This is a genomic window from Pseudomonas sp. 14P5.3.2, assembly GCF_057799175.1.
Window position 1 is genome coordinate 118,048 of the sequence record NZ_JBYOKU010000005.1, and the last position, 26,172, is coordinate 144,219.

The following is a 26,172-nucleotide window of genomic DNA, read 5'->3' on the forward strand; positions in this document are numbered from 1 at the left end:
GGATAAACCGGGAACCAATGTGGGAGCGGGCTTGCTCGCGAATGCGGTGTATCAGTCGACAAATCCGTTGAATGACACTCCGCCTTCGGGAGCAAGCCCCCTCCCACAGTTGACCGAGTCCACTTCAGTGCCGGTGTCGGCCCCACCCTTTGAAACTACCGTGACCCGAGTCCTGACCCGATGAACACAGAATTCCGCAAAAACCTGCCCGGCAGTTCCCTGGATTATTTCGACGTCCGTGCGGCGGTCGAGGCGATTCAGCCCGGCAGCTACGACACCCTGCCGTATACCTCCCGCGTGCTGGCGGAAAACCTCGTGCGTCGCTGCGACCCGGCCACGCTCACCGATTCCCTTAAGCAACTGATCGAGCGCAAGCGCGACCTCGACTTCCCGTGGTTCCCGGCGCGCGTGGTGTGCCACGACATTCTCGGCCAGACCGCGCTGGTCGATCTCGCCGGCCTGCGCGACGCAATCGCCCTGCAGGGCGGTGACCCGGCGCAGGTCAATCCGGTGGTGCCGACGCAACTGATCGTCGACCACTCGCTGGCGGTAGAAGCGGGCGGTTTCGACAAGCAGGCCTTTGAGAAGAACCGCGCCATCGAAGACCGACGCAACGAAGACCGTTTCCACTTCATCAACTGGACCAAAAAAGCCTTCAAGAACGTCGACGTGATCCCGCCGGGCAACGGCATCATGCACCAGATCAACCTGGAGAAAATGTCTCCGGTGATCCAGGTGCGCGACGGCGTGGCATTCCCCGACACCTGCGTCGGCACCGACAGCCACACCCCGCACGTCGATGCGTTGGGTGTGATCGCCATCGGCGTTGGCGGCCTCGAAGCCGAGAGCGTGATGCTCGGCCGCGCCTCGTGGATGCGCCTGCCGGAAAGTGTCGGCGTCGAACTGACCGGCAAGCTGCAACCGGGCATCACCGCCACCGACATGGTGCTGGCGCTGACCGAGTACCTGCGCAAACAGAAAGTCGTCGGCGCCTGGCTGGAGTTCTTCGGCGAAGGCGCGTCCGCACTGACCCTCGGCGACCGCGCGACCATCTCCAACATGGCCCCGGAATACGGCGCCACGGCCGCGATGTTCTACATCGATCAACAGACCATCGACTACCTGAAACTCACCGGTCGCGAAGACCAGCAAGTGCAGCTCGTCGAGCAGTACGCCAAGCTCAACGGCCTGTGGGCCGACAGCCTGAAAGGCGCGCAATACGAGCGCGGCCTGACCTTCGATTTGTCTTCGGTGGTGCGCAACATGGCCGGCCCGAGCAACCCGCACGCCCGCGTCGCGGTGTCGGATCTGGCGGCCAAAGGCATCTCCGGGCAGTGGGATGACGTACCGGGGCAGATGCCCGACGGCGCGGTGATCATCGCCGCCATCACCAGCTGCACCAACACCAGCAACCCGCGTAACGTGATCGCCGCCGGCCTCTTGGCGCGCAATGCCAACAAGCTGGGCCTGACCCGCAAGCCGTGGGTCAAATCCTCGCTGGCGCCGGGTTCGAAAACCGTGGCGCTGTACCTCGATGAAGCGGGGCTGACCACCGAGCTGGAGCAACTTGGTTTCGGTGTCGTCGCGTTTGCCTGCACCACCTGCAACGGCATGTCCGGAGCCCTCGATCCGGTGATTCAGCAAGAGATCATCGACCGCGATCTGTATGCGACTGCCGTGCTTTCCGGCAACCGCAACTTCGACGGCCGCATCCACCCCTACGCCAAGCAGGCATTCCTCGCGTCGCCGCCGCTGGTGGTCGCTTACGCCATCGCCGGCACCATCCGTTTCGACATTGAGAAGGATGTGCTGGGCGTGGTCGACGGCAAGGAAATCCGCCTGAAGGACATCTGGCCGAGCGATGAAGAAATCGATGCGGTGGTGAAGTCGTCGGTCAAGCCGGAGCAGTTCCGTCAGGTCTACATCCCGATGTTCGCCGTCCACGAAGACACTGGCCCGAAAGTCACGCCGCTGTACGACTGGCGCGAGATGAGTACCTACATCCGCCGTCCGCCGTACTGGGAAGGTGCGCTGGCCGGCGCGCGGCCGCTCAAGGGCATGCGCCCGCTGGCGGTGCTCCCGGACAACATCACCACCGATCACCTGTCGCCCTCGAACGCGATCATGCTCGACAGCGCCGCCGGTGAATATCTGGCGAAAATGGGTCTGCCGGAAGAAGACTTCAACTCGTATGCCACGCACCGTGGCGACCACTTGACCGCGCAGCGCGCCACCTTCGCCAACCCGAAACTGTTCAACGAAATGGTCCAGGAAAACGGCAAGGTCAAACAGGGCTCGCTAGCGCGGGTCGAGCCGGAAGGCCAGGTGATGCGCATGTGGGAAGCCATCGAAACCTACATGGAACGCAAGCAGCCGCTGATCATCATTGCCGGCGCCGACTACGGGCAGGGTTCGTCCCGCGACTGGGCGGCGAAGGGCGTGCGGCTGGCGGGCGTGGAAGCGATCGTCGCCGAAGGTTTCGAGCGCATCCACCGCACCAATCTGGTGGGCATGGGCGTATTGCCGCTGGAGTTCAAACCGGGCACCGACCGTCACACGCTGGCCATCGACGGCAGCGAAACCTACGACGTGATCGGCGCCCGCACCCCGCGCGCCGACCTGACGCTGGTGATCCACCGCAAGAACGGCGAGCGCGTTGAAGTGCCGGTGACCTGCCGCCTGGATACCGCTGAAGAAGTGTCGATCTACGAGGCCGGCGGCGTGTTGCAGCGCTTCGCCCAGGACTTCCTCGAAGAGTCGGCGGTTGCCGTATAAAACAAGTTAAGCGACCAAGGGATGATGAGTCCCTTGGTCCTTTGAGGAGCAACCATGGTTCACGCAGCTAATTTCGCACCGCAGATCAAAATCCCCGCCGCCTACATGCGCGGCGGCACCAGCAAAGGCGTGTTCTTCAGCCTCAAGGATCTGCCCGAAGCCGCGCAGATTCCCGGCCCGGCCCGCGACGCCTTGCTGCTGCGGGTGATCGGCAGCCCCGACCCCTACGACAAACAGATCGACGGCATGGGCGGTGCCACCTCGAGTACCAGCAAAACCGTGATCCTGTCGAAAAGCAGCAAGGCCGATCACGACGTCGATTACCTGTTCGGTCAGGTCTCCATCGACAAGCCGTTCGTGGACTGGAGCGGCAATTGCGGCAACCTCTCGGCGGCGGTCGGTTCGTTCGCCATCAGCAACGGTCTGGTGGATGCCAGCCGCATTCCGCACAACGGTGTGACGGTGGTGCGCGTGTGGCAGGCCAACATCGGCAAGACCATCATCGCCCACGTGCCGATCACCAACGGCGAAGTGCAGGAAACCGGTGATTTCGAACTCGACGGCGTGACCTTTCCGGCCGCCGAAGTGCAACTGGAGTTCATGGATCCGGCAGCGGAAGAAGAGGGCGGCGGCGGTTCGATGTTCCCCACCGGTAACCTGATCGACGAGCTGGAAGTGCCGGGTGTCGGCACGTTCAAGGCGACCATGATCAACGCCGGGATTCCGACGATTTTCGTCAACGCCGCAGACATCGGCTACACCGGCACCGAGCTTCAGAGCGCGATCAACAGCGATCCGAAAGCGCTGCAGATGTTCGAAACCATTCGTGCCTATGGTGCGTTGCGCATGGGCCTGATTGCGAATCTGGACGAAGCGGCCAAGCGACAGCACACGCCGAAAGTCGCGTTCGTTGCCAGGCCTGCGGATTACGTGGCGTCCAGCGGCAAGGCGATTGCTGCCAGTGATGTGGATCTGCTGGTGCGCGCATTGTCGATGGGCAAATTGCACCACGCGATGATGGGCACGGCGGCGGTGGCAATCGGCACGGCGGCAGCGATCTCCGGGACTCTGGTGAATCTCGCGGCGGGCGGTGTCGAGCGCAACGCGGTGCGCTTCGGCCATCCGTCCGGGACGCTGCGCGTAGGCGCCGAGGCCAGCCTGGAAAACGGTGAGTGGGTGGTGAAAAAAGCCATCATGAGCCGCAGTGCACGCGTCCTCATGGAAGGCTACGTACGCATCCCCGGCGACGCCTTCTGACCCAACACCGAACAAAAACTGTGGGAGCGGGCTTGCTCGCGAAAGGGGCGTATCAGGCAACAGAGATATCGACTGACACGACGCCTTCGCGAGCAAGCCCGCTCCCACACTGGATCATTGCGACCCGATATATCCCTGTAGGAGCTGCCGCAGGCTGCGATCTTTTGATTTTGCTTTTCAAGATCAGGATCAAAAGATCGCAGCCTTCGGCAGCTCCTACAGTGAGTGCATTCAATAATAAAAAATTGCCAGCCTGAACCGAGGTCCCATCAACGAACCACTGCCAGAGTGAATCGAACATGAGCGCCAACGTCGACCTTAACAACCGCCCCGACTACGACCGTGTCCTGCAGGACATCGCCGATTACGTCCTCACCTTCAACATCGAATCTGCCGAAGCCCTCGACACTGCCCGCAACTGCCTGATGGACACCCTCGGCTGTGGCCTGCTGGCGTTGCGGTTTCCCGAGTGCACCAAACACCTTGGCCCTCTCGTCGAAGGCACCGTGGTGCCGTTCGGGGCGCGGGTGCCAGGCACTTCCTATCGCCTCGACCCGGTGAAAGCCGCGTGGGACATCGGCTGCATCGTGCGCTGGCTCGACTACAACGACACCTGGCTCGCCGCCGAGTGGGGGCATCCGTCGGACAACCTTGGCGGGATTCTCGCGGTGGCCGATCACCTGTCGCAGAAACGCGTTGCCAATGGTGAGAAGCCGCTGACGATTCGCGATGTACTTGAAGCGATGATCATGGCCCACGAAATTCAAGGCGTGATCGCGCTGGAAAATTCCTTCAATCGCGTCGGCCTCGACCACGTGCTGCTGGTGAAAGTCGCTTCGACCGCCGTCACCGCCAAACTGATGGGGGCCAATCGCGAGCAGCTGCTGTCGGCGTTGTCCCATGCGTTTGCCGACGGTCAGGCGCTGCGCACCTATCGCCATGCGCCGAACGCCGGGTCGCGCAAGTCATGGGCGGCGGGGGATGCGACCAGCCGTGGCGTGCGTCTGGCCGACATCGCCCTGCGTGGCGAGATGGGTATTCCCGGGGTGTTGACGGCCAGGCAGTGGGGCTTCTATGACGTGTCGTTCAGCCACACCAACAATGATCTGGCGCTCAAGCCCGAAGGCAAACGTGCCTTCAGTTTCTCGCGGCCCTACGGCAGTTACGTGATGGAAAACGTGCTGTTCAAGATCAGCTTCCCCGCCGAATTCCATGCGCAAACGGCCTGCGAAGCGGCGGTGACCTTGCATCCGTTGGTGCGCAACCGCTTGCATGAAATCGACCGCATCGTCATCACCACCCACGAGTCGGCGATTCGCATCATTTCCAAGGTCGGACCGCTGGCCAACGCCGCCGACCGCGACCACTGCCTTCAGTACATGACCGCCGTGCCGCTGGCATTCGGCAATCTGGTGGCCGAGCAATACGAGGACGATTTCCACGCTGCGCACCCGATCATCGATGTGTTGCGCGAGAAGATGGTCATCGTCGAAGACCCGCGTTTCACCCGCGAGTATCTGGAGGCCGACAAGCGCTCGATTGCCAACGCGGTGCAGGTGTTTTTCAAGGACGGATCGAGCACCGAGAACGTGGTGGTGGAATACCCGATCGGCCACCGTCGCCGCCGCGCCGATGGCATCCCGTTGCTGGAGGACAAGTTCAAGGCCAACCTGGCGACGCGTTTCACCGGCCAGCGCAGCAACGAGATCTTCACCCTGTGCAAGGATCAGCAAGCGCTCGAAGCCACGCCGGTCAATCGCTTCGTCGACCTGTTCGTGATCTAGGCCAACGCCAGAGGTGTCGCGGGCTACAGGCTGCCCTCGACATCCTCCAGGCTGAAGGTTTCGGTGTGGTCGTCGTAGGAGAAAATCTCCGCATAACGACCCCAGGCGATCACCACTTCCAGGGTTCTCTCGACGAACGCTTCGGTCAGCGAGTCCTGCAGTTCCTGCTCGAAACGCACCCGTGGCGCGCGGTGACCATTGCGCTCCAGTAGTACCTGACGGATGCGCGCGGCCAGCGGCACGTGGCGAATCAGATGTTCGGCGAACAGGGTTTTGCGTTCCTGGGTGCCGTAGTCGGCGAACAGTTTGCCGGCGTCGGTCAGGGTGATGTCGGCGCCTTTGAGTTCAGCGAAACCGAGGTGCTCGATCATCTCGGCCACGGGGAACAGGTCATCGACTTCCAGCAGACGCCGTTCAGCCACGGTGGGCAGGCCGGCGTGGCCGTTGTAGGGTTCGGCGGCGATGGTTTCGATCAGACCGGCCATCAGGTTGGTCGAGACCTCAGGCAGCGGACTGCTCATTTTCAGCTCGGGCTTGCCGACGCTGGCATCGGCGCTGCGCCGGTCAGTCATCTGCGCGTAAATGTCGTCGACCATCTGCCGGAAAGTCGGATCCAGGCGGTTGCGTGGATGGGCGAACGGCACTTTGATTTCCGCCACCACCCGGCCCGGGTTGGACGACAACACCAGAATGCGGTCGCACATCAGCACCGCTTCTTCGATGTTGTGGGTGACGATCAGGATCGATTTGATCGGCAGTTGCTTGCCGCTCCACAGGTCCAGCAGATCCGTGCGCAGGGTTTCGGCGGTCAGTACGTCCAGTGCCGAAAAGGGTTCGTCCATCAGCAACAGGGTCGGGTTGACCACCAGCGCGCGCGCGAAGCCCACGCGCTGGCGCATGCCGCCGGACAACTCGCGCGGGTAGGCGTTTTCGAAACCGTCGAGGCCGATCAGGTCGATCGCCGCCAGCGCCCGTTTACGCGCAGCCTTGCGTTCGACCTGCAAGGCTTGCAGGCCGGCCTCGACGTTTTCCAGCACCGTCAGCCACGGGAACAGGGCGAAGGTCTGGAACACCATCGCCACACCTTCGGCCGGGCCGTGCAGCGGCTGACCGTTGTACAGGACATCGCCCGATGACGGTTCGATCAGGCCGGCAATGATCCGCAGCAAGGTGGATTTGCCGGAGCCGGAGCGGCCGAGCATGCCGACGATCTCGCCTTCGCGCAGGGTCAGATCGACCCCGCTGAGCACTTGCAGTTCTTCCTTGCCCTTGCCAAACACCCGGTTCACATCGCTGAGCGAATAGATTTCGGGGCTGGCGGCGGTTTGTTCGGTATAGGTATTCATCGCAGCGAGTCCCATCAGTTCAGGCGCAGTTTGTTTTCGGCCACGGCGTACATCGGTCGCCAGACCAGACGATTGAAGGCCACGACAAAGATCGCCATGACCACCACGCCGAGGGTGATTTTCGGAAAGTCTCCGGCGGCGGTGGTCTGGGCGATATAGGCCCCGAGACCGTGGGCAACGACTTTGTCCTGCCCCCAGGAGACGAATTCGGAGACGATGCTGGCGTTCCACGCACCGCCCGAGGCGGTAATGGCGCCGGTCACGTAGTACGGGAAAATGCCCGGCAGCATGACTTTGCGCCACCACAACCAGCCGCGAATGCGGAAGTTGGCGGCGGCCTCCTTGTAGTCATTGGGGAAGGCGCTGGCGCCGGCGATCACGTTGAACAGGATGTACCACTGCGTGCCGAGCACGATCAGCGGGCTGAGCCAGATGTCCGGGTTCAACTGGTAGCGCAGGATCACGATGACGAATACCGGGAACAGCAGGTTCGCCGGAAACGCCGCGAGGAACTGCGCCAGCGGCTGGATCTTTTCCGCCAGCGCCGGACGCAGGCCGATCATCACTCCCAGCGGCACCCAGATCAGCGAAGCAATGAGAATCAGACCGGCCACTCGCAGCAAGGTAAAGAACCCCAGCAGCAATACATGGCCGACCTCGGCGAGCGTCACTTCTGTGCCGACATACAGGACGATGTGATAAAGCGCATAAGCCGTCAGCAGCGCGATCAATGTGCCCCAGATCCAGTCGATCATTTTCGATCTGCTCGGGTTGTCCGCGCTGAGGGTGTGGCGCGCCGCGCGCGGCAGGTTCAAGCGCATGTTGCCCAGCCGGCTGATGGCGCGGCTGAACGGGCGCAGCAGGCGCTGGATCAAGCGGGTGCGCTGGATCAGGTTCAGTACCCAGGATTCGGGCGCGGCGGTCTGCGAGGCGGTGTTTTCCATGCGGAACTTGTCGGCCCAGGCCACCAGCGGGCGGAACAGGAACTGGTCGTAGATCAGGATCACCACGATCATCGTCAGGATCACGTAACCCACCGCGTGCAGGTCTTTCTGCGCGATGGCCATGGCCAGATACGAGCCAATACCCGGCAGGGTGATGGTCTGGTCCCCCACCGTGATTGCTTCCGACGCCACCACGAAGAACCAGCCGCCGGACATGCTCATCATCATGTTCCACACCAGTCCGGGCATGGCGAAAGGCACGTCGAGTTTCCAGAAACTCTGCCAGCCGGACAGTTGCAGGTTGGTCGACACCTCCACCAGATCCCGCGGCAGCATGCGCAGCGACTGATAGAAGCTGAAGGTCATGTTCCACGCCTGACTGGTGAAAATCGCAAAGATCGCGGCGAATTCCGCCCCGAGTACCCGGCCGGGAAACATCAGCAAAAAGAAGGTCACGGTGAACGAGATGTAGCCCAGCACCGGCACCGATTGCAGGATATCCAGCACCGGCACCAGCAGTTTTTCGGCGCGCCGGCTTTTCGCGGCCAGGGTGCCGTAAAGCAGGGTGAACACCAGTGCCGCGACCATCGCCGCGAGCATGCGCAGGGTGGTGCGCATGGCGTATTCCGGCAGGTTGCTCGGGTCGAGGGAAATCACCTCGCTCTGCAAGGTGGCGATCGGTGCCCAGGTTTCCCGGGCGGTGATCGAGAAAAACAGCAAGAAGCCGATCACCAGCGGCATGGCGATCAGGTCCCAGCGATTGGGCAGCAGGCGCCGGGTCGTGGCCGGGATGTAGTGACGGAACACTTTCTTCATACGCAGTGATTCCAGCGGTGTCCAAAGGGGGGCGCGGCAGTCTGAGCGTAGCTTCTGTCTGCACGACCCACCGAGAATGAGCGGATGCTCGTTCTTCAGGTTCAAGTGGGAGGTGAATGTTGCGGGCCCGCTGAATTCATCAGGCCAGGAGGGCTGGCGCATCCGGTTTGGGAACCGGATGCGCTGCTTGCGCGGATTGTATATTTCCAGATGTTACAAAGACGTAAAGACAGTGTCTGTTTTAAGTGAAGAAATTTTCATCCGGTAAATGCCCGTCCGCCTACGCGAAACGCAGGATTACCCGGCGATTGTTGCGGCTTTTCTTCTCGATTTTTTCGCAATACACCCGGCCGATTTCCCGGGTGTTGTGCACATGGGTGCCGCCACAGGGCTGGATGTCGACGCCGCTGACCTCGACCATGCGCAACTCACCCTGAATGACGGGCGGCTTGACCGTCTTGCTGCCGCTTTTCTCCAGCAGCGTGGGGTATTCCGAGGCCGGCATCGACAGCACATTGACCGTGCACGCCTGTTCGATCAGCGCGTTGAGGTCGCGGGTGATGCTGTCCTTGTCGAGGGTCATTTCCGGCAGATCGAAATCCAGTCGGCCCTTGTCGGCGCTGATGCTGCACCCGGTGACCGGCGCATTGATCAGCGCACCGAGCAGATGCAGGCAGGTATGCATCTTCATGTGCTGATAGCGCCGCTCCCAATCGAGGCTGGCGTTGACCAATGCGCCGGTACACAGCTGCGGCGGGCACTCCTGCACCTGATGCCAGATGATCGACGGCAGCAGGGGATCGCGCACCGTTCCGGTGACGTCGATCCGCGTGCCATCCACCAGACTGAAATGCCCGGTGTCACCCGGTTGCCCGCCACCGGTTGGGTAGAAAAGGGTGTGTTCCAGCACGACGGCCTGATCGACCACTGCGATGACTCGGGCACCAAAGGCGCGCCGGTAGGGTTCGCTGTTAAACAGGCTGAGGGTTTCCATGGTGTGTACCGACATTTGAACCTCCGATGTTCAAAGTTGAGTGGTGTGTGAGCCCTTGTGCTCACCTCGGGTCGTGGGCTTTCAGCGTTTGAGCGGTAGCTTGGTGATCGCGAAACCGGCGAGCAGGATTGCCGAGTACAGCATCAGGTCCCGCGAGATCGGCGTGCCTTCGTACCAGGCGCCGATGAGCAGGGCGAATACCGGGAAGATGATGAACACGAACGACAGCAGCACCGGGCTCAGGCGTTTGAGCAGGATGAAATAGACGATAAAGCCGCCCACTGACGCCACCAGTCCGAGGTACAGCAGAGCGCCCCATGAGCGCGCGGTCACGTCCTTGAATACCGGTGCTTCCACGTTCAAGCCGACAATAAATAACATCAGCCCGGCGATGCCGATCGGCAGGGTGTTGTAGGTGATCACGCTGATCGCGCTGCCGTGCTTTTTGGTCACCACGTAACACAGCGCATGCAGGATCGCTGCGCACAGAATCGCCAGCACGCCGAGCCATTCCGCCTGATCCAGATGCAGGCCTTGGCTGCGAATGATCATGAACAGACTGGCGAAACCGATGGCGATACCGAGCATCTGTGTGGGGAGGATTTTCTCGCGCAGAAACAGCGCGGAAAAAATCAGGATAAATACCGGCATGCAACTGAACAGCAGTGCTGTCAGACCGGACGAAACGTGCATCTCGCCGTAGTTGAGCAGGTAGTACGGCACGCTGAAGTACGACAGCGTGACGAACACGAAAAACCAGCGGCTCTGCCGTGGGAACAGCAGCGGCTCCTTGCGCAACACGGCGAAGCTCAGGAACAGCGGAAAGGCGATCAGAAAGCGCAGACCGGCGGCGGTCAGTGGCGGCACGCTTTCCACGGCAATCTTGATCCCCAGCCACGTAGTGCCCCAGCTCAGGCAGACGATCAGAAACAAGGTGCTGGTGAGCAATCCGGCGAGCCAGGGTTTGCTGATGTTCAGCGGTGCGCTGATGGCAGTCGACATGCTTGGTGCTCCGCAGCAAAGGAATTGACCCGGTTGTTGAAAAGGGCTATCCCTGATTGAACCTGTTTTCAGCACGCTATTCGGGGCGACAATGACTGTCAAAGTAAGTATTGCCATGGTGTCAATCCTCCGCGACGGCCTCGCCAACGGGGTCGGCGTGAAGTACAAGCGCCTGGCAGATGCGGTGCAGCAGGCTATCGCCGAAGGCGTGATTGCGGCGGGAGCGAAATTGCCGCCGCACCGGCTGTTGGCCGATAGCCTGGGCGTGACCATCGGCACCATCAGTCGCGCCTATGGCGAACTGGAGCGGGTCGGTCTGGTGGTGGCCCGGGTCGGCGATGGCACTTATGTGCGTGAGCGCGGGATGGAGCGGCCGCAGGACAAGGGCTTTCGCAATGTCAGCGATGAGCCGCGCGCCTGTTTCGACATGAGCCGCAATCAGCCGATCCCCGGGCAGGAAGCGGCATTCATGAGCCAGACCCTGCACAGCCTCGCCAGTGATCCGCGCGGCTTGCAGCAGTTGACCGGTTACACCGTCGAAAGCGGTTTGCTGCGGCATCGGCAGGCAGGGGCGCGTTGGTTGAGTCATGGCGCGTTTCAGCCGCACGCCGATCAGGTGTTGTGCGTCAATGGCGGCCAGCATGGCTTGCTGTGCGCCTTGATGGGCCTGCTCAAGGCCGGCGATACGCTGGTTACCGAGCATCTGACCTATCCAGGCCTGATCAGCGTCGCGCGCCAGTTGGGGATCAAACTTATCGGCGTCGCGATGGATGACGAAGGGCTGCTGCCGGCAGCGCTGGACGACATCTGTCGGCAGCATCGCGTCTCGGCGCTGTACTGCACGCCGACGATTCAGAACCCGACGGCGGCAGTCATGTCGGTGCCACGGCGCGAGGCGATTGCCGACATCTGTCGCCAACACAATCTGCTGATTTTCGAAGACGACGCACATGCGGTGCTGGCCCGCCAGCGACCGTTGCCGCTGAGCCATTTCGCCGCCGAGCGTGCGGTGTTGATCGGCAGTCTGAGCAAGGCCGTTTCAGCCGGTCTGCGGGTCGGTTATCTGCATGCACCGCAAGCGCTGATCGGACGCCTGAGTGCGGCCATTCGTGGCACCTGCTGGATGGCCAATCCGCTGGCGATGGAGTTGGCGAGCCGCTGGATCGACAACGGCATGGCCGAGCGTTTGCTGGATGAGCAGATCAGCGAAATCGGCCGACGCAAGGCGCTGGTCGCGCCGGTGTTGGCGGGGCTCAATTACAAGGCGGATGCGCATAGCCCGCACTTCTGGATCGAGGTGCCGGAGCTGTGGCGTGCGTCGCAGATTGCGGCGGAGCTGAAGGAAAACAACTATCTGGTGGCCACCGCCGAGGCCTTTGCGGTGGGGCATGCGGCGGTGCCGCAGTTCATTCGAGCGAGTGTGTGCAATGCGGTGGGGGATGATCGGTTGTTGCTGTCCGGGTTCGAGGCTCTGGCGCGGGCATTAACGGAAACCGTGTAATCGTTCTTCGCGAGCAAGCCCGCTCCCACAGGCGATCGCATTCCAACTGGAGGAACTCGATCAACCTGTGGGAGCGGGCTTGCTCGCGAAGGCGTCAGAACAGACGCCAAAAATCTATTTGAACCGCCGCTCCACGCCTTTCTCCACGAGAATCTTCGCCGAAATCTCTTCCACCGAAAAATGCGTGGAGTTGATGTGCGGGATGTTCTCGCGGCGGAACAGGTTTTCCACTTCACGCACTTCGAATTCGCACTGGGCGTAGCTCGAATAACGGCTGTTGGGCTTGCGCTCGTTGCGGATCGCGGTGAGGCGATCCGGGTCGATGGTCAGGCCGAACAGCTTGTGCTGATGGGCGCGCAGGGCGGTCGGCAGGGTCAGGCGCTCCATGTCGTCTTCGGTCAGCGGGTAGTTGGCCGCGCGAATGCCGAATTGCATCGCCATGTACAGGCACGTCGGCGTCTTACCACAACGCGACACGCCCACTAGTATCAGATCGGCCTTGTCGTAATAGTGGGTGCGCGCGCCGTCGTCATTGTCGAGAGCGAAGTTCACCGCCTCGATCCGCTCCATGTAATTGGAGTTGTGCCCGATCGAATGCGACTTGCCGACGGTATAGGAAGAATGCTCGGTCAGTTCCTGCTCCAGAGGGGCGAGGAAGGTCGAGAAAATGTCGATCATGAAACCATTGGAGGTCGCGAGAATCTCACGGATGTCCTGATTGACGATGGTGTCGAAGATGATCGGGCGCATGCCGTCGGTTTCAGCGGCTTTGTTGATTTGTTGTACCATGGCCCGCGCTTTGTCCGCGTTGTCGATATACGGCCGCGTGACTTTGCTGAAGGTAATGTTTTCGAACTGCGCCAGAAGGCTTTGACCCAGGGTTTCGGCAGTGATGCCGGTGCCATCGGAGATAAAGAAAGCAGATCGTTTCATTTGCACCTTGGGCCTTAAGCTAGTCATCAATCTTGGATATGATAGGCGCGATTGCCGGCCGCCAATGGCCCGCATTCTCACTTATTTTCCAGGTCCAGGCCATACAGCCGGCCAACGCTCCCCCGAGCTGCCGGTTTCTGAGCTTTTCCAACACAGTTAGTGGAGAGATCACCTTGGTAGAGTACGTAGTTTCCCTCGATAAGCTCGGCAAACACGATGTTGAGCATGTGGGGGGCAAGAACGCATCCCTGGGCGAGATGATCAGCAACCTGGCGGGTGCCGGTGTGTCGGTCCCCGGCGGCTTTGCCACCACCGCGCAGGCCTATCGCGACTTTCTCGAACTGAGCGGCCTCAACGATCAGATCCACAAGGCTCTCGACGCCCTGGACGTCGATGACGTCAATGCACTGGCCAAGACCGGAGCGCAGATCCGTCAATGGATCATGGACGCCGAATTCCCTGAAAAACTCAATGCCGAGATCCGCACCGCGTTCGCCGCGTTGTCGGCCGGTAACCCCGATGTGGCCGTGGCCGTGCGTTCTTCCGCCACCGCCGAAGACTTGCCGGACGCCTCGTTCGCCGGTCAGCAGGAAACCTTCCTGAACATCCGTGGCGTGGAAAACGTTATCCGCGCCGCCAAAGAGGTGTTCGCTTCGCTGTTCAACGACCGGGCGATTTCCTACCGCGTGCACCAGGGCTTCGACCACAAACTGGTCGCCCTGTCGGCCGGCGTGCAGCGCATGGTGCGTTCGGAAACCGGCACCGCCGGCGTGATGTTCACCCTCGATACCGAATCCGGTTTCCGTGACGTGGTGTTCATCACCGGCGCCTACGGCTTGGGCGAAACCGTTGTTCAAGGCGCGGTCAACCCTGACGAATTCTATGTGCACAAGGGCACGCTGGAAGCCGGTCGTCCGGCGATCCTGCGTCGCAACCTCGGCAGCAAGGCGATCAAGATGATCTACGGCGACGAGGCCAAGGCCGGTCGTTCGGTGAAGACCGTCGATGTCGACAAGGCTGAGCGTGCGCGTTTCTGCCTGACCGACGCCGAAGTCAGCGAGCTGGCCAAGCAGGCGATGATCATCGAGAAGCACTACGGCTGCCCGATGGACATCGAGTGGGCCAAGGACGGTGACGACGGAAAGCTGTACATAGTGCAGGCCCGTCCGGAAACCGTGAAGAGCCGCACCCAGGCCAACGTCATGGAACGTTACCTGCTGAAAGAAACCGGCACCGTGCTGGTGGAAGGTCGTGCCATCGGCCAGCGCATCGGCGCCGGTAAGGTGCGGATCATCAAGGACGTCTCGGAAATGGACAAAGTCCAGGCCGGCGACGTGCTGGTTTCCGACATGACCGACCCGGACTGGGAGCCGGTGATGAAGCGCGCCAGCGCCATCGTCACCAACCGTGGCGGGCGTACCTGTCACGCGGCGATCATCGCCCGTGAGCTGGGGATTCCGGCGGTTGTGGGTTGCGGCAACGCCACCCAACTGCTGAAGGATGGCCAGGGCGTGACCGTGTCCTGCGCCGAAGGTGACACCGGTTACATCTTCGAAGGCGAGCTGGGCTTCGACGTCAAGAAGAACTCCGTGGACGCCATGCCGGAGCTGCCGTTCAAGATCATGATGAACGTCGGCAACCCGGACCGCGCCTTCGACTTCGCGCAACTGCCGAACGCCGGTGTCGGCCTGGCCCGTCTGGAATTCATCATCAACCGCATGATCGGCGTGCACCCGAAAGCACTGCTGAACTACGACGGCCTGCCGCAGGAAATCAAGGACAGCGTCGACAAGCGCATCGCCGGCTACGACGATCCGGTTGGCTTCTACGTCGAAAAACTGGTTGAGGGCATCAGCACCCTCGCTGCCGCGTTCTGGCCGAAGAAGGTCATCGTGCGTCTGTCGGACTTCAAGTCCAACGAATACGCCAACCTGATCGGCGGCAAGCTCTACGAGCCGGAAGAAGAAAACCCGATGCTGGGCTTCCGTGGCGCTTCGCGTTACATCAGCGAAGCGTTCCGCGATTGCTTCGAACTCGAGTGTCGCGCACTGAAACGCGTGCGCAACGAGATGGGCCTGACCAACGTCGAAATCATGGTGCCGTTCGTCCGCACCCTCGGCGAAGCCAGCCAGGTGGTCGATCTGCTCGCCGAAAACGGCCTGGCCCGTGGCGACAACGGCCTGCGCGTGATCATGATGTGCGAACTGCCATCCAACGCGATTCTCGCTGAAGAATTCCTCGAATTCTTCGACGGTTTCTCGATCGGTTCCAACGACCTGACTCAGCTGACCCTGGGCCTGGACCGTGACTCCGGGATCATCGCGCACCTGTTCGACGAGCGTAATCCGGCGGTCAAGAAGCTGTTGGCCAACGCGATTGCCGCGTGCAACAAGGCCGGCAAGTACATCGGCATCTGCGGCCAGGGCCCTTCGGACCACCCGGATCTGGCCAAGTGGCTGATGGAGCAGGGCATCGAAAGCGTGTCGCTGAACCCGGACTCCGTACTGGAAACCTGGTTCTTCCTCGCGGAAGGTCAGGCCCAGGCTTGAACCATATGTGAACGGCCCGTTCCCCTTGTGGGAGCGAGCTTGCTCGCGAAGACGGAATAAGATCCGCCACAAATGTTGGCTGATACACCGCTTTCGCGAGCAAGCCCGCTCCTACAAAGGTCGGGGGCTTTGAGATTTGAGTAGGGCGGGCTCCTGTAGATGCCGCCCTTTTTTGTGCAAGAGCATTATGCAAAGCAGCAGCAACCTGTTTCCTGTCGCCCTGATCAGCGCCGAACGTCGCGGTGATCTGAGCGAAGATGTGTATCGATTGAAACCCGGCAACAGTCCCGACTGGTCCGTGGAAATCGCCGTGACCCGTCTGGGCATGGCCGATGACACCACGCCGCGCGGCGTGCCGGTGATTTTGCTGCACGGCAGTTTTTCCAATCGACGCTTCTGGTTTTCCCCCAAGGGCCTTGGGCTGGGCGCGTACCTGACGCGTCTGGGTTTTGATGTATGGATTCCGGAGATGCGCGGCCATGGACTGTCGCAGCGCAACCAGGACTACCGCCGCAACCGCGTGGCTGACTACGCCCGGTACGATCTGCCGGCGATTGCCGCGTTCGTGCGCGAGCAGAGCGGGCAGGTGCCACACTGGATCGGCCATTCGCTCGGCGGTATTACCCTGGCGGCGGCGCTGGGTGGCGAATACCTTGGCGAGCCAGCCGTGGCTTCCGCGGCGTTTTTCGGCACGCAGGTCAGTCGCACGTACTGGCCGCTGAAGATTCCACCGGTGGAGTGGAGCGGGCGCTTCATTCTCAAGCGTTTCGCGCAATTGTCCGGCTCACGCCTCAAGCGCGGCCCGGAGGACGAGCCGATCGGCCTGGCGCTGGAAAGCATGCGCTGGTACGGCTTGTTTGGGCGTTTTGGCGACAAGGACAAGGATTGGTGGGCCGGCCTGGCCGAGGTGCAGGTGCCGGTGCTGGCCGTGACGGCAGCGGGCGATCATCAGGATCCGGCGTGGGCCTGTCGCAAGCTGTTCGAGCAGATCGGCTCCGAGCACAAGCAATTCGTCAATCTGGGGCGTGAGCAAGGCTTCAGTGACAATTTCGGTCACGTCGAGATGCTGGTGAGCAAGGCTGCACAGGCCGAAGTCTGGCCGCTGGTGGCGCGCTGGCTGCAGGACCAGCAGGCGCCATTGCTCGGCGACAAGCCGGATCTGGCGGCCGCGGGTTGAGGACAAGGCTCTGAAAAGAGCATTTCGCTCAGGTCGGCTTGCGGCTAAGATATGACGCATTGTGCGGTTCTGGTCATAAATGGTGGCTGTTTAGCTATTACGTTTCAGCGTATGTTCAGGTTCATTCAGCGAACATTGCATGAATCAGGGTAAACAGCGACTGCCGGAGCTCGTCTCAAAAGAATGCGGCATCCTAGATCGTCTTCCTTTAACAGGAGTTTCTCGATGAACCATTACCTCACGCCTGACCTGTGTGACGCCTATCCGGAGCTGGTGCAGGTGCTGGAACCGATGTTCAGCAATTTCGGCGGCCGTGATTCTTTCGGCGGCGAAATCGTGACCATCAAATGTTTCGAAGATAACTCGCTGGTCAAAGAGCAAGCCGAACTCAAGGGTGACGGCAAGGTGCTGGTGGTCGATGGCGGCGGTTCGCTGCGTCGCGCGCTGTTGGGCGACATGATCGCCGAGAAAGCCGCGAAAAACGGTTGGGAAGGGCTGGTGATCTACGGTTGCATTCGTGACGTTGACGTCATCGCCCAGACCGATCTCGGTGTCCAGGCCCTGGCCAGCCATCCGATGAAGACCGAAAAACGCGGTATCGGCGACCTTAACGTACCGGTGACTTTCGCTGGCGTGACGTTCCACCCGGGCCAGTACATTTATGCGGACAACAACGGCGTGATCATCTCGCCGAGCCCGCTGAAGATGCCTGAATAAATAGCGGCAGAACAAAGGGATGCGGATGTTCGAGGAAGAAAACGCGCAGTGGGGGCTGGTGCATGCCCTGGTGCTGGACGGTAAAGGCGGTGCGCGTTCGATAGCCAGGACCGAGCTCGACGATCTGCAGCTACAGGCCCATGAGAGTCTGTGGCTGCATTGGGATCGCAGCCATCCGCAAACCCAGACCTGGCTGCGAAAATCCAGCGGCCTGAATGAATTCGCCTGCGACCTGCTGCTGGAAGAGAACACTCGGCCGCGCCTGTTGCCATTGCCGGATGCCGAACTGCTGCTGTTTCTGCGCGGGGTCAATCTGAATCCAGGTGCCGAGCCGGAAGACATGGTCTCGGTGCGGATTTTCGCCTCGGCGCAACGGGTCATCTCCCTGCGTCTGCGCCCGCTGCGCGCCACCGATGAGTTGCTGGCGCTGTTGAGCGAGGGCAAAGGCCCGAAAACGTCCTCCGAACTGATCCTGTATCTGGCGCAATTTCTCACCCACAAGGTGCAGGATCTGGTCACGTGCCTGTCGGAACTGGTCGATGAAGAGGAAGAACGGCTGGATGCCGACGAACGGTATACCCCCGAGCATGGCTCGATTTTGCACATCCGCCGCCGGGCTGCCGGACTGAAGCGTTTCCTCGCGCCGCAGCGGGATATTTTCGGACAGCTGACGCGGATAAAACTGCCGTGGTTTGTCGACGATGACGCCGACTACTGGAACGAATTGAACAACAGCCTGACCCGCTATCTCGAAGAGCTCGAATTGACCCGAGAGCGCATGGGGCTTGTGCTGGAGGCTGAAGACCGGCGTTTGAACGTGCGCATGAATCGCACGATGTATCGCTTCGGCATCATCACCTGTATTTTTTTGCCGATGAGTTTTCTCACCGGTCTGTTGGGCATAAACGTGGGCGGAATTCCGTTCTCGAGCAGCCCTTACGGCTTCCTGATCGCCTGTCTGACGGTGTTGGCGATGGCCTTTGGTCAATGGTGGTTATTCCGCCGTTTGCGCTGGGTATGAATATGCAATATGTGACCCGACCAAATTTGCCCGCGTCTTTCACAGACATCACGAGAGGTGCGTATGCACGATCCGTTTGAACAGTCTTTGCGCGACATGCTCAACGCCTCGCCGTCCAGCCGTGACGACGATGCATGCCTGGGTCGCGTGCTCAAAACCGCCAACCGCCAGGTTGGCGCCGGTGATCTGTTCAGCCTGCTGGGCCGCTGGCTGCCCGCGCTGATGATCGCCCTGAATAATGGATCGGCCCATGTTTCGCCGGTTTCCCGTCTTCGTAAAACTACCGCTCGCACTGCTGATAAGGCTGATTGAATATGGAACTTGATCTCTGGACTCAGAGCCTCGTCACTGCAATGACTGCGTTGTGGACCAAAGTCGCTAATTTCATTCCGAACCTGTTCGGCGCACTGGTGGTGCTGCTGTTGGGTTTCGTGGTGGCCAAGCTGCTCGATACCTTGCTCTCCAAATTGCTCGCCAAACTGGGCCTTGATCGCCTGATGGGCGGCACCGGACTGACCAAGTTGATGTCGCGCGCCGGGCTTCAGGTGCCGATCTCGACCTTGATCGGCAAGATCGTCTACTGGTTCGTTTTGCTGATTTTTCTGGTTTCCGCGGCAGAGTCCCTTGGACTTGAGCGAGTTTCAGCTACGCTGGACATGCTGGCGTTGTATTTGCCGAAAGTTTTCGGCGCCGCGCTGGTGTTGCTGGTGGGCGTATTGCTTGCGCAACTGGCCAACGGGCTGGTGCGCGGCGCGGCAGAAGGCGTAGGGCTGGACTACGCTTCAGGTTTGGGCCGAATTGCCCAGGGGCTGGTGATCATCATCAGCATCTCGGTCGCGATCAGTCAGCTTGAAGTCAAGACCGACCTGCTGAACCATGTGATTGTCATTGTATTGATTACCGTTGGTCTGGCGGTTGCGCTGGCGATGGGATTGGGAAGCCGGGAAATTGCCGGTCAGATTCTTGCGGGAATCTATGTGCGTGAGTTGTATCAGGTTGGGCAACAAGTGCGTGTTGGCGAGGTCGAAGGCCAGATCGAAGAGATCGGCACGGTTAAAACCACATTGCTGACCGATGACGGTGAGCTAGTCTCACTCTCCAATCGGATCCTGCTGGAACAGCATGTGAGTAGCCGCTAACCCGGCAAACCCTGCTAATGTATGCCGCCGCAAAATGCCCTGAGAGGGTAGCGGCGGACATTGACCTGACTGTCGGCACGACTTGTTTTGAATAAAGCCCAAACGCTATCCACGCGCTATGACCCCCGTGAGCTCTCTGATGAGGAGTTGGTCGCGCGCTCGCATACCGAGCTGTTTCACGTAACGCGCGCCTATGAAGAGCTGATGCGGCGTTACCAGCGAACATTATTTAACGTTTGTGCGAGATATCTTGGGAACGATCGCGACGCAGACGATGTCTGTCAGGAAGTGATGCTGAAGGTGCTGTACGGCCTGAAGAATTTCGAGGGGAAATCGAAGTTCAAAACCTGGCTGTACAGCATCACTTACAACGAATGCATCACGCAGTATCGGAAAGAACGGCGAAAGCGTCGCTTGATGGACGCCTTGAGTCTGGACCCCCTGGAAGAAGCGTCGGAAGAAAAGGCGCCGAAACCCGAGGAGAAGGGCGGACTCGATCGCTGGCTGGTGTATGTGAACCCGATTGACCGTGAAATTCTGGTGCTACGATTTGTCGCAGAGCTTGAATTTCAGGAAATCGCAGACATCATGCACATGGGTTTGAGTGCGACAAAAATGCGGTACAAACGTGCTCTAGATAAATTGCGTGAGAAATTTGCAGGCATTGCTGAAACTTAGTTCAGCGCAAATATCTCTTACGTGTAGGCAAGTTCTGATAGACTTGCCGCCGAGTTGTCCCCCGGTTTGCGGGACTGCTTCACAATCACCAGATGGGGATTTAACGGATGAAACTGAAAAACACCTTGGGCTTGGCCATTGGTTCTCTTATTGCCGCTACTTCGTTCGGCGCATTGGCACAAGGCCAAGGCGCAGTTGAAGGCGAGATCAACTACAAGAAGCAGTACAACGACAGCGTTGACCATGTCGAAGACGGCTTCAACCCAGGCGCCAAAATCGGTTACTTCCTGACCGACGACGTCTCGATCAACTTCGGCTGGGATCGTAACAACCACACCCGTTCGAACGACGGTACCGGTAGCCAGAAACTGCGCGGCGACAACTTCGGTCTGACCGCTCAGTACCACTTCAACAACGCTGGCGACGCTCTGCGTCCATACGTTGAAGGTGGCGTTAAGCACGGCACCCTGACCAACGTTGCAGACGACGGTCACACTGGTCGTGACCAGTCGACTTTCCTGACTGCTGGCGCTGGCGTTAAGTACTACTTCGCTGAAAACTTCTTCGCCCGTGCTGGCGTAGAAGCTGACTACAAACTGGACAACGGCCGTTGGGACTACGCTCCATCGGTTGGTCTGGGTGTGAACTTCGGCGGTGGCGGCAAGCCAGCTCCGGCTCCAGTTCCAGCTCCAGAGCCAGTTGCAGAAGCTCCAGTTGAAGCTCCAGTTGCTGAAGTTGTTCGTGTTGAGCTGGACGTCAAGTTCGACTTCGACAAGTCGGTCGTCAAGCCTAACAGCTACGCTGACATCAAGAACCTGGCTGACTTCATGAAGCAGTACCCAGCGACTCACACCACTGTTGAAGGTCACACTGACTCCGTCGGTCCTGACGCTTACAACCAGAAACTGTCTCAGCGTCGTGCAGACGCTGTTAAGAAAGTTCTGACTCAGCAGTACGGTGTTGAATCGTCCCGCGTTCAGTCGGTTGGCTACGGCAAAACCCGCCCAGTTGCTGACAACAGCACTGAAGCTGGCCGCGCTGTAAACCGTCGCGTAGAAGCGCAGGTTGAAGCTCAAGCTAAGTAATTAGCTCGCCGCTTTGAGAAAAGCCCGGCCTAGGCCGGGCTTTTCTTTGTCTGCGATTTGGTGTTGAAGCCATAAGCCCGGCTATAATCGCCACCTCTTTTCGCCGCCCGAGTCATCGCCGACCATGTACACCCTGGCCCGTCAGCTGTTGTTCAAACTTTCTCCGGAAACCTCCCACGATCTGTCGCTTGACCTGATCGGCGCGGGTGGGCGTTTGGGCCTCAACGGCTTGCTGTGCAAGAAGCCGGCGAACGTGCCGGTGACGGTCATGGGCCTGGACTTCCCGAACCCGGTGGGTCTGGCGGCCGGTCTGGACAAGAACGGCGCGGCCATCGACGGCTTCTCGCAGTTGGGTTTCGGTTTCGTCGAAATCGGCACCGTGACCCCGCGTCCGCAGCCGGGCAACCCGAAACCACGGATCTTCCGCCTGCCGGAAGCCGAGGCGATCATCAACCGCATGGGCTTCAACAACCTGGGTGTGGATAACCTGCTGGCGCGGGTCGCCGCGGCCAAATACACGGGCGTGCTGGGGATCAACATCGGCAAGAACTTCGACACCCCGGTCGAGCGTGCAGTGGATGACTACCTGATCTGCCTGGACAAGGTGTATGCCCACGCCAGCTATGTCACGGTCAACGTCAGCTCGCCGAACACCCCGGGCCTGCGCAGCCTGCAGTTCGGTGATTCGCTCAAGCAGCTGCTGGCGGATCTGGCCACGCGCCGCGCCGAACTGGCCCTGCGCCACGGCAAGCACGTACCGCTGGCGATCAAGATTGCCCCGGACATGACCGACGAAGAAACCGCGCAGGTTGCCCAGGCACTGATCGAAACCGGGATGGATGCGGTGATCGCCACCAACACCACCCTGAGCCGCGTTGGCGTCGAAGGCATGGAGCATGGTGACGAGGCGGGCGGTCTGTCCGGCGCTCCGGTGCGCGACAAGAGCACGCATACCGTGAAGGTGTTGGCGGCTGAGCTGGGTGGTCGTTTGCCGATCATCGCGGCGGGCGGGATCACTGAAGGCAAGCATGCGGCGGAGAAGATCACCGCGGGTGCGAGTCTGGTGCAGATTTACTCGGGCTTCATCTATAAAGGCCCGGCGCTGATTCGCGAATCGGTCGACGCCATCGCCGCCCTGCGCTGAGGATTGCTGAGGGCTTCTGTGGCGAGGGAGCTTGCTCCCGCTGGGTTGCGAAGCAGCCCCAGGTTTTTCAGGTCGCGAGGATTCAGCATTTGCGACTGCTGCGCAGCCGAGCGGGAGCAAGCTCCCTCGCCACAGGGGATTGCATTTTCAGGCATAAAAAAGGGCTCCTCGAAGGAGCCCCTGGGCCGCAGCCCGCCGTCCGGGAAGGACGTGCATGGTAAGTCGCTATAAATTCAGATTGTCGTATTGCAATAAGTGCCCTGTGTTAGCCGACGGCGTGAAGTTCGTTGAGTCTGTGGATCCCCGCAGTGCCGGTCATACCGTCCCAGTTGTCGCCGCGTCCTTCTCGCCAGCCGTTGATCCAGGCTTGGCGTACCGACGGTAGAGTAAATGGGCAAAGCTCGCGGGATTTGCCACCAACGCCATATTGATATCCGCGCAAAAATGCTCTTTCCAACGGATCACGCTTAAGTCTTCTCATAGGGTGTTTCCCTCACTTGTTGACTGTTTTTGTCGCGTTGACCTCAACCGAGGTCTGGCAGAAAAAACTCTGCCGTTGGGCGGCTCGCTGCCGGCGTGGCGAGCCAAGGTGTTGACGCCGTTGCGACGTCAACCTGTGTTCAGTTCTAACCAATGAGTCACATTGAGGGAATGATCGTTTTGTCATAAGGACGTAACGAAAATAGTGCTACAGCCATAAGTAACGAGTGGTTTCATGAACGAATTTTCACCAAACCCCGGTATGATCGGCCCCGCGCTGGATGATGGGGTTAATCCTTTAGTGAGAATGACCCACGTTTACGCTCGGTTACTAAGCGACGAAGGGTCGCTTTAAGACTTTTTGTTTCATCAACTTTTTATCTGTCCCGGCATCTAAGCTCTTTTAACCCGAGCAGCGGGGATGGAACGGCACACCTTCGTGCCACGCGGGCGCTCTTTTAGAAAAGCGCCTGATTGAAAACCGGATCGGCAATGCGTTGCCGATTCACTAGCCAAAGGCTCTGGAAATACCATGTCCGATCGTTTCGAACTCTTCCTCACTTGCCCTAAAGGCCTTGAAGGCCTGCTTATCGAGGAAGCCGTCGGGCTTGGCCTTGAAGAAGCTCGCGAGCACACCTCCGCCGTGCGTGGCATGGCCACCATGGAAACCGCTTATCGCCTGTGCCTGTGGTCGCGTCTGGCCAACCGGGTGCTGCTGGTGCTCAAGCGCTTCCCGATGAAAGACGCTGAAGACCTGTATCACGGCGTGCTCGACGTCGAGTGGCAGGATCACATGCTCTCCGACGGCACCCTGGCCGTTGAATTCAGCGGGCACGGTTCGGGTATCGACAACACCCACTTCGGCGCACTGAAAGTCAAAGACGCCATCGTCGACAAACTGCGTACCCCTCAGGGCGACCGCCCGAGCATCGACAAGCTCAATCCGGATCTGCGCATTCACCTGCGCCTGGATCGCGGCGAAGCGATCCTGTCCCTCGACCTTTCCGGCCACAGCCTGCATCAGCGCGGTTACCGCCTGCAGCAGGGCGCGGCGCCGCTGAAGGAAAACCTCGCGGCAGCGATCCTGATCCGTTCCGGCTGGCCGCGCATTGCGGCCGAAGGTGGCGCGCTGGCTGACCCGATGTGCGGTGTCGGTACGTTCCTCGTCGAAGCCGGGATGATCGCTGCCGACATGGCGCCGAATCTGCGCCGTGAGCAGTGGGGCTTCACCGCATGGCTCGGTCACGTCCCGGCGCTGTGGAAAAAACTCCATGAAGAAGCGGTTGAGCGCGCTGCTGTCGGTCTGGCCAAGCCGCCGCTGTGGATTCGTGGTTACGAAGCCGACCCGCGCCTGATTCAACCGGGCCGCAACAACGTCGAGCGCGCCGGTCTGAGCGAGTGGATCAAGATCTATCAGGGCGAAGTCGCGACCTTCGAGCCGCGTCCGGATCAGAACCAGAAAGGTCTGGTGATCTGCAACCCGCCGTACGGCGAGCGTCTGGGCGACGAAGCCAGCCTGCTTTACCTCTACCAGAACCTTGGCGAGCGTCTGCGTCAGGCCTGCCTGAACTGGGAAGCGGCGGTGTTCACTGGCGCGCCGGATCTGGGCAAGCGCATGGGCATTCGCAGCCACAAGCAGTATTCGTTCTGGAACGGCGCGCTGCCGTGCAAGCTGCTGCTGATCAAGGTGCTGCCGGATCAGTTCGTCACGGGCGAGCGGCGTACCCCGGAACAGCGTCAGGCCGAGCGTGAGCAAGCGGCTTACGATCAGACCCCGAACGAGCCGCAAGAGCGCAAGTTCAACAAGAACGGCAACCCGATCAAACCGACGCCCGCCCCGGCGCCAGTGATCGAGCAGCCGCGCCTGAGCGAAGGCGGGCAGATGTTTGCCAACCGCCTGCAAAAGAACCTCAAGGCGCTGAGCAAGTGGGTCAAGCGCGAAGGTATCGACTGCTATCGCGTCTATGATGCCGACATGCCGGAATATGCCATGGCCATCGACCTGTATCACGACTGGGTGCACGTGCAGGAATACGCGGCACCGAAGTCGATCGATCCGGAAAAGGCCTCGGCGCGCATGTTCGACGCGTTGGCGGCGATCCCGCAGGCGCTGAACGTCGACAAGAGCCGCGTGGTGGTCAAGCGCCGCGAGCGTCAGAGCGGTACCAAGCAGTACGAGCGTCAGGCGGCGCAGGGCAAGTTCAACGAGGTCAGCGAAGGCGGCGTCAAGCTGCTGGTGAACCTCACCGACTACCTCGACACCGGTCTGTTCCTCGATCACCGGCCGATCCGCATGCGCATTCAGAAAGAGGCTGCCGGCAAGCGCTTCCTCAATCTGTTCTGCTACACCGCGACCGCCAGTGTGCACGCGGCCAAGGGCGGTGCGCGCAGCACCACCAGCGTCGACCTGTCGAAGACTTATCTGGACTGGGCGCGACGCAACCTGTCGCTGAACGGTTTCTCCGACAAGAACCGTCTGGAGCAGGGCGACGTGATGGCGTGGCTGGAAAGCTGCCGTGAAGAGTACGACCTGATCTTCATCGACCCGCCGACCTTCTCCAACTCCAAGCGCATGGAAGGCATCTTCGACGTGCAGCGTGATCAGGTGCAGTTGATCGATCTGGCCATGGCGCGCCTGGCCCCGGGGGGCGTGCTGTACTTCTCCAACAACTTCCGCAAGTTCCAGTTGGAGGAGAACCTGGCCGAGCGTTACGCGGTCGAGGAAATCAGCGCGCAGACCATCGATCCGGATTTTGCCCGCAACACCAAGATTCACCACGCCTGGAAAATCACGGCTCGTTGACGCTTGATCTGGTTGGATCCACAGAGC

General features: G+C 60.4%; 21 protein-coding genes. 14 read left to right on the forward strand and 7 right to left on the reverse strand.

From position 1 onward, the window contains the following. Positions 1–180 precede the first annotated feature (180 nt). Together acnD and prpF are read left to right on the forward strand one after the other, a co-directional pair. Entirely contained in the window at positions 181–2,775 is a 2,595-nt protein-coding gene (acnD, locus tag AC27VU_RS06110; RefSeq protein WP_488723665.1) for a Fe/S-dependent 2-methylisocitrate dehydratase AcnD, read from the forward strand. A 54-nt stretch (positions 2,776–2,829) separates the two neighbouring features. Continuing rightward, positions 2,830–4,032 (forward strand): 2-methylaconitate cis-trans isomerase PrpF, encoded by a 1,203-nt coding sequence (gene prpF / locus AC27VU_RS06115; protein ID WP_488723666.1) that lies wholly within the window; start codon positions 2,830–2,832, stop codon positions 4,030–4,032. A 52-nt stretch (positions 4,033–4,084) separates the two neighbouring features. On the opposite strand, the gene AC27VU_RS06120 is transcribed toward prpF, so the two are convergent. Beyond that, positions 4,085–4,333 carry a hypothetical protein gene (locus AC27VU_RS06120; RefSeq protein WP_488723667.1) on the reverse strand — a complete coding sequence of 83 codons (249 nt, stop codon included), beginning with the start codon at positions 4,331–4,333 and terminating at the stop codon, positions 4,085–4,087. On the opposite strand from AC27VU_RS06120, the gene prpD reads away from it, so the two are divergent. Continuing rightward, positions 4,332–5,816 (forward strand): 2-methylcitrate dehydratase, encoded by a 1,485-nt coding sequence (gene prpD, locus AC27VU_RS06125; protein ID WP_103484620.1) that lies wholly within the window; start codon positions 4,332–4,334, stop codon positions 5,814–5,816. The genes AC27VU_RS06120 and prpD overlap by 2 nt on opposite strands. Before the next feature lie 23 nt (positions 5,817–5,839). Here the strand turns inward: prpD and AC27VU_RS06130 are convergent, their stop codons facing one another. The 4 genes from AC27VU_RS06130 to AC27VU_RS06145 all read right to left on the reverse strand — a co-directional run bounded on the left by AC27VU_RS06130 (position 5,840) and on the right by AC27VU_RS06145 (position 10,918). Then, positions 5,840–7,162: an ABC transporter ATP-binding protein gene (locus AC27VU_RS06130; protein ID WP_488723668.1), complete on the reverse strand. Its 1,323-nt coding sequence runs from the start codon at positions 7,160–7,162 to the stop codon at positions 5,840–5,842. 14 nt (positions 7,163–7,176) lie between these two features. Then, entirely contained in the window at positions 7,177–8,922 is a 1,746-nt protein-coding gene (locus tag AC27VU_RS06135; protein ID WP_201138288.1) for an ABC transporter permease, read from the reverse strand. A gap of 280 nt (positions 8,923–9,202) precedes the next feature. Continuing rightward, a complete protein-coding gene (locus AC27VU_RS06140; protein WP_488723669.1) occupies positions 9,203–9,931 on the reverse strand; it encodes an alanyl-tRNA editing protein in 729 nt (242 codons plus the stop codon). A gap of 66 nt (positions 9,932–9,997) precedes the next feature. Beyond that, the gene (locus AC27VU_RS06145; RefSeq protein ID WP_338801268.1) at positions 9,998–10,918 is read right to left on the reverse strand and encodes a DMT family transporter; all 921 of its coding nucleotides are present in this window, start codon (positions 10,916–10,918) and stop codon (positions 9,998–10,000) included. A 91-nt stretch (positions 10,919–11,009) separates the two neighbouring features. On the opposite strand from AC27VU_RS06145, the gene AC27VU_RS06150 reads away from it, so the two are divergent. Continuing rightward, on the forward strand, positions 11,010–12,419 hold the full coding sequence (locus AC27VU_RS06150; protein WP_488723670.1) for an aminotransferase-like domain-containing protein: 1,410 nt from the start codon (positions 11,010–11,012) through the stop codon (positions 12,417–12,419). A 114-nt stretch (positions 12,420–12,533) separates the two neighbouring features. Here the strand turns inward: AC27VU_RS06150 and ppsR are convergent, their stop codons facing one another. Further along, positions 12,534–13,352: a posphoenolpyruvate synthetase regulatory kinase/phosphorylase PpsR gene (gene ppsR / locus AC27VU_RS06155; RefSeq protein ID WP_003223283.1), complete on the reverse strand. Its 819-nt coding sequence runs from the start codon at positions 13,350–13,352 to the stop codon at positions 12,534–12,536. Positions 13,353–13,525: 173 nt separating this feature from the next. Between ppsR and ppsA the strand changes: the two genes are divergently transcribed. The 9 genes from ppsA to AC27VU_RS06200 all read left to right on the forward strand — a co-directional run bounded on the left by ppsA (position 13,526) and on the right by AC27VU_RS06200 (position 22,862). Next, complete coding sequence (gene ppsA, locus AC27VU_RS06160) at positions 13,526–15,901, forward strand: phosphoenolpyruvate synthase (RefSeq protein WP_003223284.1); 2,376 nt, start codon at positions 13,526–13,528, stop codon at positions 15,899–15,901. 187 nt (positions 15,902–16,088) lie between these two features. Further along, entirely contained in the window at positions 16,089–17,078 is a 990-nt protein-coding gene (locus AC27VU_RS06165) for an alpha/beta fold hydrolase (protein WP_488723671.1), read from the forward strand. A gap of 225 nt (positions 17,079–17,303) precedes the next feature. Then, positions 17,304–17,795: a ribonuclease E activity regulator RraA gene (gene rraA / locus AC27VU_RS06170; RefSeq protein ID WP_103521150.1), complete on the forward strand. Its 492-nt coding sequence runs from the start codon at positions 17,304–17,306 to the stop codon at positions 17,793–17,795. 25 nt (positions 17,796–17,820) lie between these two features. Continuing rightward, the gene (locus AC27VU_RS06175) at positions 17,821–18,816 is read left to right on the forward strand and encodes a zinc transporter ZntB (protein ID WP_003223291.1); all 996 of its coding nucleotides are present in this window, start codon (positions 17,821–17,823) and stop codon (positions 18,814–18,816) included. Between the two features lie 63 nt (positions 18,817–18,879). Beyond that, the gene (locus AC27VU_RS06180) at positions 18,880–19,128 is read left to right on the forward strand and encodes a hypothetical protein (protein WP_003223293.1); all 249 of its coding nucleotides are present in this window, start codon (positions 18,880–18,882) and stop codon (positions 19,126–19,128) included. Between the two features lie 2 nt (positions 19,129–19,130). After that, on the forward strand, positions 19,131–19,955 hold the full coding sequence (locus tag AC27VU_RS06185; protein WP_003223294.1) for a mechanosensitive ion channel family protein: 825 nt from the start codon (positions 19,131–19,133) through the stop codon (positions 19,953–19,955). Positions 19,956–20,042: 87 nt separating this feature from the next. After that, positions 20,043–20,633: an RNA polymerase sigma factor SigX gene (gene sigX, locus AC27VU_RS06190; RefSeq protein WP_011333251.1), complete on the forward strand. Its 591-nt coding sequence runs from the start codon at positions 20,043–20,045 to the stop codon at positions 20,631–20,633. A 107-nt stretch (positions 20,634–20,740) separates the two neighbouring features. Further along, complete coding sequence (locus tag AC27VU_RS06195) at positions 20,741–21,718, forward strand: OmpA family protein (protein WP_003223296.1); 978 nt, start codon at positions 20,741–20,743, stop codon at positions 21,716–21,718. Positions 21,719–21,842: 124 nt separating this feature from the next. Beyond that, entirely contained in the window at positions 21,843–22,862 is a 1,020-nt protein-coding gene (locus AC27VU_RS06200; RefSeq protein ID WP_003223297.1) for a quinone-dependent dihydroorotate dehydrogenase, read from the forward strand. 265 nt (positions 22,863–23,127) lie between these two features. Here AC27VU_RS06200 and rmf read toward each other — a convergent pair whose 3' ends face one another. Further along, the gene (rmf, locus tag AC27VU_RS06205) at positions 23,128–23,343 is read right to left on the reverse strand and encodes a ribosome modulation factor (protein ID WP_003223300.1); all 216 of its coding nucleotides are present in this window, start codon (positions 23,341–23,343) and stop codon (positions 23,128–23,130) included. A gap of 531 nt (positions 23,344–23,874) precedes the next feature. Between rmf and rlmKL the strand changes: the two genes are divergently transcribed. Further along, a complete protein-coding gene (gene rlmKL / locus AC27VU_RS06210) occupies positions 23,875–26,145 on the forward strand; it encodes a bifunctional 23S rRNA (guanine(2069)-N(7))-methyltransferase RlmK/23S rRNA (guanine(2445)-N(2))-methyltransferase RlmL (protein ID WP_488723672.1) in 2,271 nt (756 codons plus the stop codon). Positions 26,146–26,172 lie beyond the last annotated feature (27 nt).